Source organism: Streptomyces sp. NBC_00859, from assembly GCF_045161865.1.
In the GTDB taxonomy this organism is placed as follows: Bacteria; Actinomycetota; Actinomycetes; order Streptomycetales; family Streptomycetaceae; genus Streptomyces.
The window spans coordinates 621,889-630,420 of the sequence record NZ_CP108826.1; the positions used below are offsets into that span (position 1 = coordinate 621,889).

7 protein-coding genes are annotated in these 8,532 nt (G+C 64.7%); 2 read left to right on the plus strand and 5 right to left on the minus strand.

The annotated features are described in order from the left end of the window. Positions 1–549 precede the first annotated feature (549 nt). Complete coding sequence (locus OG584_RS02810) at positions 550–1,317, minus strand: transposase (protein ID WP_405773694.1); 768 nt, start codon at positions 1,315–1,317, stop codon at positions 550–552. A 142-nt stretch (positions 1,318–1,459) separates the two neighbouring features. Between OG584_RS02810 and OG584_RS02815 the strand changes: the two genes are divergently transcribed. Then, positions 1,460–2,458, plus strand: coding sequence for a LuxR C-terminal-related transcriptional regulator (locus tag OG584_RS02815; RefSeq protein ID WP_405774617.1), 999 nt, complete (start codon positions 1,460–1,462; stop codon positions 2,456–2,458). Positions 2,459–2,831: 373 nt separating this feature from the next. After that, entirely contained in the window at positions 2,832–3,869 is a 1,038-nt protein-coding gene (locus OG584_RS02820) for a threonine/serine dehydratase (protein ID WP_405774619.1), read from the plus strand. A gap of 85 nt (positions 3,870–3,954) precedes the next feature. Here the strand turns inward: OG584_RS02820 and OG584_RS02825 are convergent, their stop codons facing one another. From OG584_RS02825 to OG584_RS02840, 4 genes are all read right to left on the minus strand, one after another. After that, positions 3,955–4,167, minus strand: a complete 213-nt coding sequence (locus tag OG584_RS02825) for an MbtH family protein (RefSeq protein WP_405774621.1) — start codon at positions 4,165–4,167, stop codon at positions 3,955–3,957. A 420-nt stretch (positions 4,168–4,587) separates the two neighbouring features. Further along, positions 4,588–6,519, minus strand: coding sequence for an ABC transporter ATP-binding protein (locus OG584_RS02830; protein ID WP_405774623.1), 1,932 nt, complete (start codon positions 6,517–6,519; stop codon positions 4,588–4,590). A 172-nt stretch (positions 6,520–6,691) separates the two neighbouring features. After that, the gene (locus OG584_RS02835; protein ID WP_405773694.1) at positions 6,692–7,459 is read right to left on the minus strand and encodes a transposase; all 768 of its coding nucleotides are present in this window, start codon (positions 7,457–7,459) and stop codon (positions 6,692–6,694) included. A 563-nt stretch (positions 7,460–8,022) separates the two neighbouring features. Then, positions 8,023–8,409: a hypothetical protein gene (locus OG584_RS02840; protein ID WP_405774625.1), complete on the minus strand. Its 387-nt coding sequence runs from the start codon at positions 8,407–8,409 to the stop codon at positions 8,023–8,025. Positions 8,410–8,532: the final 123 nt, after the last annotated feature.

Here is an 8,532-nt window from a genome sequence, read left to right on the forward strand (position 1 = left end):
GCATCTTCTCCGCGGTCCGCCATCAGAACGCGCCGACCGAGGCCGCCCGCGAGGCTGGCACCAAGACCGGCGCAATGTGCGAGTTCCAGCCGCTGACGGAACAGATCGGTCTGAGCGACGCGGTAGTCACCGTCGTCTGCATCCGCCGCGAAAGCCGGCCTCCTGGCCAGGAGAAGCGGGCCGCAGAGACTCTCTGCACGGGCACCGACATGCCCGTCAACCAGGCCGCCCCCGCCGTTCTCGTCGCCCTGAACGACGTCGTCCGTGGGGCGCTGCTGGGTGTCGGCCGGCCGAGCCTTGCCGGCGCCACACGCGCCCACACCACCCCTCCCAGCACCCTGCGGCTTCACGGCATCACATGCCCAAACCGGACAGCCTCGGCGCATTCCGGCCATGGTGCCGGCCATGCTTTCGGCGTACATGAGGGGAACCGAGCCGGGGCGAAGCAAATTCGCCGCTCACAACTCGCTCCTCGGTTAGTCTAAGACCTGTCCCGTAAATGATCTCTGCCTGGTGTGGACGTGGGCGGTGACCAGCCCGACCGCTCGTCTATCCGGCGAGGTTGAGGTTGTGCAGGCGGGCGATGCCGAGCATGGCGTGGTGGACGCCGTCGCCCTTGAGGCGGCAGTCGCGGAGGATTTTCCAGGTCTTCATGCGGGCGAAGACGTGCTCTACGCGGGCGCGGACCTGTTTGTGGGACTTGTTGTGGGCGTGTTTCCAGTCGGGCAGTTCCTCGCCGTTGCGGCGCCGGTGTGGCATCACCAGCCCGGTGCCCGGATAGCCGCCGTCGGCGATTGTCATCGTCTTGCCGACGGCGGCCTTCGCGCCGGACTCCTCCCACGCCTTGCAGTCGTTGCGGTTGCCGGGCAGAGGCCGGCCGACCACCACAACGAGCCGAGTGTCGGCGTCGATAACGACCTGGTGGTTCGTGGAGTACCGGTAGTTCTTGGACTGCTCGGCGATGGTGTGGTCGCGGGTGGGCACCAGGGTGCCGTCCACGATGAGCACGGTGTCCTTGCGGAACCGCTTGCGGGGCTGCAGCGCGAGGGACGGGCCGAGGTGGTCGATGATGCGGTCGGCCGCGGACTTCGAGATACCGAAGAGAGGGGCGATCTGGCGCAACGTCAAGTTCGTGCGCCAGTAAGCCGCTACCAGCAGCACCCGGTCCTCCAGCGGAAGAGACCACGGGCGGCCCTTGCGGACCGGATCTGCACCTTCGCGGCGCAGCGCGGTCACCAGCTTGCCGAAGATACGCGGGCTCAGCCCGGTGAACGGGGCTATCCAGGACGGCTCCGACGCCGTGATCACACCAGACACAGCAAGATCATCTCACCTGTGACCAGCAGTTACGGGACAGGTCTTAGCCAAGTACTGACCCGACCGCGTACACGCGGCTGGGAAAAGCTCTGTTGCGTCGGCATTGCCTGGGCAGCTTCACGGGGATGGGAAATCTGGCTCTATGCTGATAGATCTCGGGCTCAACACCACCAGTGAGAGCGTCTACCGGGAGATGCTGGCCCACCCGGATGCTTCCCCCCCCGAGCTGAGCGACCGACTGCGATTGCCTGAAAGGCAGCTGCGGCTCGCACTGGACGAGCTCAGCGAACTCTCCCTGGTCCGGGTGTCTTCTGAGGATCCCAACCACGTGCATGCCGTCAGTCCCCAACTCGGCATGGAGATCCTCCTCGCTCGCCAGCAGGCCGAGTTGGCGGCCCTGCAGCAGCGAGTCGAAGTAGGTCGCATCGCCGCAGCGCGTCTCATCTCCGAGTTCACTCATGAACAGCCCTCCGATCCCAAGTCGGCGGTCCAGTACCTCCGTGGCCTGGATTCTATTCGCGATTATCTCGCGGCCATGACCACTCAAGTCGAGGAAGAAATCCTCACCTTCGCGACCGGAGGTGCCCAAACCAGAGCTAATATGCAGGCTTCGAGACCGCTAAATCTAGATTTGCTGGAACGCGGTGTCAGCATGCGCACGATATACCTCGACAGCATTCGCCGCGACCAAGCCAGTATCGAACACGCAGAATGGCTGACGTCCCACGGCGCACATGTACGTACCACGCCTTCACTGCCGAACCGAATGATCATTTATGACCGGCGAGTTGCCGTCATCGCTGCTGACAGCGACGACACCGGCGTGGGCGCCATCGCCATCACCTCGCCTGGACTTCTCGCGTCCCTGTGTGCCCTTTTCACAAGTGAGTGGCGCCAGGCCCAGCAGCTGGGCCAGCCCCTCACGCAGCAGCCCGGCGAGCTGACCCCGCAGCAGGTAACGGCGCTGCACCTGCTGGCGCAGGGGGCGACAGACGAAACGGTCGCGAAGAAGCTTGGGGTCTCACCGCGCACGGCGAGGCGTGTCGCGACAGGACTGCTCACCCACCTCAACGCGCGCAGCCGCTTCCAGGCAGGTGTCCACGCCGTTCAGGAAGGCCATCTGCCGGCGACGCGGGAGTAGCTGACACCGGCGAACGTCTGCTCTGCCATGGGCTTTTGTCCGTCGTCCATCCAAGGGGCCGACCGAAGGTGTCTGTACAGGCGCCGGCCCAAGCATCATCGCTGACTCCTGTTCAACCAAGCCTTTACGCCAGTTGCGCACCTTTCAGGAAAAGTCCGGACCAATAGATCCGCTCTCCCGGACCCCGGGATGCGAACACGTGCGTTTTCAGAGTGATCGCAGTAATTTGACGTTTCGGCACGGGTGCGGCGTCTGCGCCCTTCGTCGCAGCAGGCTCTTATCGCCGCTCGACCCATCCTCACGCAACGCCGCAATGTGCGCCGTGCTGTGAACAGTCTGCAATCACTCAGTGGCTTTTCTTGGAAGGACACCCATGCCTGCTCACAGGAGCGGTGGCATCACCGGTGCCACGCTGGCGAGGCTCACACGCGCGAACGTCGACCGCGCGCAACTCAGACTGACCGGGAAGGTCCTGCGTACCCCCGTCATACGCTCCGACCAGCTAGACGCGTCGAGCGGCGCTCGTCTGTGGCTGAAGGCCGAAAGCCTGCAGCGCGGGGGGTCGTTCAAAGTGCGCGGCGCGCTGCTGGCTGTCGAAGCACTGGCTGCACACGGCAGTCTTGGTGTCATAGCCCAGAGCACCGGCAACCATGCCATCGCCGTCGCGCTGGCCGCCCGCACCCACAAACTGCCCACCTTCATCGTGTTGCCGTGCGACGCCCCGCCTTCCAAGGTGCGCCGCATCAAGGAGGCCGGCGGCCACATCACTTTCGCCGGTACCACGCTGGCCGACCGCGTGGTTGCCGTCGAGGAGCTTCGGAGGCTGCACGGTTACGACGTCATCGATCCCTATGACAACCCACATGTGGTCGCGGGCCAGGCCACTGCCACCGCCGAACTCCTGGCCCAAGCAGCCTCGGAAGGCGTGCGTCTGGACTCCGTGGTGGTACCGATCGGCGGGGGCAGCGCACTCGCCGGCGCCTGTCTGGCGGCCTCCGGGCACGGTGCCGCCGTGATCGGCGCCGAGCCTGAGGCCGTGCCCGCCTTCACTGAAGCCCTCAGAGCGGGCGGTCCGGTCACCGTGCAGGCTCGCCCCACGATCGCGGACGGATTACGCCCCGACCGTATCGGCGCCCTCCCCTACCTCATCGCATCCCGTGCGACGTCCTGTGTGCTGACCGTCCCCGAGGAGGACATCTACGCGGCCATGCGCGCCGCACTCATAGGCGCCAGGCTGCTGGTAGAGCCGGCGGCCGCGACTGCCCTGGCCGGTGCCTTGAAGTACGCCTCCGGTCCGGGGCGCAACACCGATATCGGTGTCCTGCTGTCCGGCGGGAACGTCGAGCAGCGCCTTGTCGCCGACCTGTTGGCCGAGCCGGATAGCAGCTTCCGCGAGGGCCTTGCAAGCTGAGAGCAAATTGCTGCGTGATACATGCTTCGGCCCGAAGACGCTGGACAGCGTCTTCGGGCCGAAGCATGTATCCCGCTCTGCGTCTCTACTTTCCCGCCATGGCATCGATCAGGCTCTTGGGACGCATGTCGGTCCAGGCCTTTTCGATGAAGGCGAGGCAGTCCTCTCGGCTTGCCAGGCCGTAGACAGACGTCCATCCGTCGGGTACGTCGACAAAGACCGGCCAGAGGGAGTACTGGCCCTCCTCGTTGATGAGGACCTGGTATTCGGCACTGGGGTCTTCGAACGGATTCGTCACCACATTGTCCTTTCTCGGACGAACAACTCTGACCATGTCCCTCGCTCCGGGGAACGGAGCGAGGGGTATCGGTTCCTGCGCGATCGACCATTCCTGTATCGCAGAGCATCGCGGATCTGCGGAAATCCACTATGCCCCGAAGAGAGTGGAGCCAACAACATCCTTCAGCCTGTTCGCGACGGTGGCCGGGGTTGTACTTCACAGCGCGGGCCCGGGGGTGTCCAACCGCGCCTGCGCACCGGTTGAACACTCCCTCGAACCACTTGCACGATTGCCGAACTTCTTGTAGGCAGGGCCGGTTTACCTCCCTGCCTACCCGACGCCACTTCGGTGAACACCTCGCAGGAATACATCTGCGCGTGGCGAACCGAGCGCCGTGGGACATACAGTGTGCCGCTGTCGTCATTCGTGAACGCCAGATCAGGCGGAACGCTTTCTGTCCGTGTCAGTCACCCCCTCGGCGAACTGCGTCTGGTAGAGCGACGCATACATGCCGCCGTGCGCCAACAATTCTTCATGGGTGCCGCGTTCACGAATGCGGCCCGCATCCACGACCAGGATCTGGTCGGCCTCACGAATGGTGGAGAGCCGATGCGCGATCACCAGCGAGGTCCGGCCGACAAGCACGGTTTTCAATGCCCGTTGGATCGCGGCCTCCGACTTCGAATCCAGGTGCGCGGTAGCCTCGTCGAGGACCACGATGGGGGGCGACTTGAGCAACAGCCGCACCAATGCGATCCGCTGCCTCTCGCCACCGGAGAGACGGTAACCGCGGTCGCCGACCACCGTGTCCAGGCCCTCGGGCAGCGCCGAGACCGAGTCCCAGATCAGTGCCGCCCTGCACGCCTCGATCAGATCTTCCTCTGTTGCTTCCGGGCGTGCGTACAGCAGGTTGGCGCGGATCGTGTCGTGAAACATGTGGGCATCTTGGCTGACCACGCCCACCGTTTCGCTCAGTGACTGCAGCGTGACGTCCCGGACATCGTGACCACCGATGCGGACCGAGCCGGAGGTCGCCTCGTACAGGCGGGGCACCAACTGGGTGATCGTGGTCTTGCCGGCGCCAGAAGGACCGACCAGGGCCGTCAGTTTTCCGGCGGGAGCAGTGAAACTCAGCTCCTTGAGAATCCAGGCGCTGTCCCCCCGGTCCTTCTCGCGCAGGGCGACGGGCTCGAGTGACGCCAGCGACACCTCCTCGGATGTCGGGTAGCGGAAAGACACGTGGTCGAACTCGACCTCGGCCCCGACGTCTCGGCCGCTGATGCCGCACTGTTGAGGACTGGACAGCTCATGCGCATCGGGCTTCTCGTCAACCAGCGGCTTGAGGTCGAGAACCTCGAAGATGCGGTCGAAGCTGACCAGCACCGTCAGAACCTGGATCTGCAGGCTGGACAGTTGGTTGATCGGCCCGTACATCCGGAACAGCAGGCTCACCATCGCGACGAGGGTGCCGATCTGCAGCGCTCCACTGATCACCAAGTTGCCGCCGAAGCCGTACACGATGGCCGTAGTCAGCGAGGTCAGCACCGTGACGATGATGAAGAACATGCGCCCCTGCACCACGTTGAGCGCGGTGATGTCCCGCACCCGACCCGCCTTCTCCTCGAAGAGCGCGGACTCAGCGGCCGGACGGCCGTAGAGCTTGGCGAGTTCCGCTCCCGAGACGTTGAAGCGCTCGCTCATCATCGAGCCCATCTCGCCGTCCAGGGTCATCCGTTCGCGGGTGAGCCGTTGGAGCTTGCGCCCGATGATGCGGGCCGGGAAGAGGAAGGCGGGCACCATCGCCAAGGCGACGAGGGTGATCGCCCAGGACAGATAGATCATGGTGCTGATGACGATGACCAGGGTCAGCAAGCCGGAAACGGCTTGCGTCAGCAGCAGGGTGATCGCCTGCCGGGCGCCCACGATGTCGGTGTTGAGCCGGCTCACCAGCGCGCCGGTCTGCACTCTCGAGAAGAAGGCGAGCGGTTGTCGCTGCACGTGCTCGAAGACTTCGGTTCTGAGGTCGTAGACCAGACCTTCGCCGATCTTCCCTGAGCAGCGTGCCTCGACATAGAGAACAAACGACTCGAGGATGGCCAGTAACACGATACCGAAGGCCAGCATCAGAACGACTTCGATCTTCTTGGGAACAATACCGTCGTCGATCATCAGCTTGAGCATCAGCGGGCTCGCGGTGGTAATCACACCGGTGGCGATACTCGCGAGAATCAAAATCACCAGTTGCCCGCGGTAGCGGGATACATACGGGAGGATGCGGCGCAGCGTCCTCCGATCGATCCGCTGGCCGGTCTTGCCTCGTTCGCCGAAACTGTTTCCGGACGTTAGATTTGGGCCGCCTATGAGAGCCATAGAGGACACTCCTTGCCTGTGGGTGAAATAGACCTTTCAGTCCAGTGGTTATTCGGTCGGACGGGTGACCTGCGCGGATGACGAGAGGTGATGCCGCGGCGGACCTAAGACCTGTCCCGTAAATGATCTCTGCCTGGTGTGGACGTGGGCGGTGACCAGCCCGACCGCTCGTCTATCCGGCGAGGTTGAGGTTGTGCAGGCGGGCGATGCCGAGCATGGCGTGGTGGACGCCGTCGCCCTTGAGGCGGCAGTCGCGGAGGATTTTCCAGGTCTTCATGCGGGCGAAGACGTGCTCTACGCGGGCGCGGACCTGTTTGTGGGACTTGTTGTGGGCGTGTTTCCAGTCGGGCAGTTCCTCGCCGTTGCGGCGCCGGTGTGGCATCACCAGCCCGGTGCCCGGATAGCCGCCGTCGGCGATTGTCATCGTCTTGCCGACGGCGGCCTTCGCGCCGGACTCCTCCCACGCCTTGCAGTCGTTGCGGTTGCCGGGCAGAGGCCGGCCGACCACCACAACGAGCCGAGTGTCGGCGTCGATAACGACCTGGTGGTTCGTGGAGTACCGGTAGTTCTTGGACTGCTCGGCGATGGTGTGGTCGCGGGTGGGCACCAGGGTGCCGTCCACGATGAGCACGGTGTCCTTGCGGAACCGCTTGCGGGGCTGCAGCGCGAGGGACGGGCCGAGGTGGTCGATGATGCGGTCGGCCGCGGACTTCGAGATACCGAAGAGAGGGGCGATCTGGCGCAACGTCAAGTTCGTGCGCCAGTAAGCCGCTACCAGCAGCACCCGGTCCTCCAGCGGAAGAGACCACGGGCGGCCCTTGCGGACCGGATCTGCACCTTCGCGGCGCAGCGCGGTCACCAGCTTGCCGAAGATACGCGGGCTCAGCCCGGTGAACGGGGCTATCCAGGACGGCTCCGACGCCGTGATCACACCAGACACAGCAAGATCATCTCACCTGTGACCAGCAGTTACGGGACAGGTCTTAGCCCCGGCATCGGGCCACGGTTTCCATCGGCGCCGGCCCACGCTGCCTCTGACGTGCGACCACCCTCGACCGATAGATGGATGAGGTCGCTCCGCATGGAGAATTGCCTGCCGCCGGGGCTGCGAACCGACCCGTGGTCGATGCAACTCGCCCTCACATGCGCTGTATTGCCGAGAATCCCATGGGGATTGCCGGGCAACAGGGGCACACCAGAGGGCTCTGACGTCCCGGGCCGACTTCCCGGCGGCGCAGCCCCGCGCCGCGGCTGCGCCGAGGCCGGCCAGGCGCGCAGCCGCCTGACTCACGGTCGGCCGTGAGGTGACTGCACGCGTGCAATCACCTGCACCGCCGAGTCCTCCTCTTATGTCGGACAGCCTCTGTTCATCATCCGGCTCGAAAGTTAGGAGAATTCTTGAAATTTTCACCAAAGGCACTTCGGATCTACGCTTTCTGCTCCCAAGGGAATTCCACTTGTCCATGCCGGCTGCCCGGGATCGAGCAGTGCCGGGTGCTGCCGTCAACCGTTGCTCTGCGGGCTCTCGGCGCCCTTTCCCTTTCCCCGCTGCGAGGTGCGCTCGGCGTTCTCGGTGTGGGCAGCGGTATCGTGGATGAGTTCCTGGGCATAGAAACTCTTGATGCGGGCGAGAAAACCGCGTGCACGGGGGCGGTCGGCCGCGTCGGGGCGCGGGCCCGGGTCGAGGGCGTCGAGCATCGCCTGGCGGCGGAGCTCGGCGACAGCAACGACGTCGAAGCCCGAGTGAGTAAGCGGCGCCGACTCAGCAGCTTCAACGATGGCAGAGCTGTGGGCGACGGGCGCGACGGCTTCGGCCTGCACCTGCAGAGTCCGGGAGTTGCCCACGGGCTCCGAGGCCGATGCGATCGAGGAACGGTTCACGATAGACATGAGGGATCTGCGCTTTCTGTCGCTGATGGTTGTTGTGCTGCAGCGCACTAGCGGAGCCGCAGATGGTGAAAGAGCGGTGTTCACGTACGGCCGGGATGTTGTCGAGGGCGGCCGGGCGGGCTG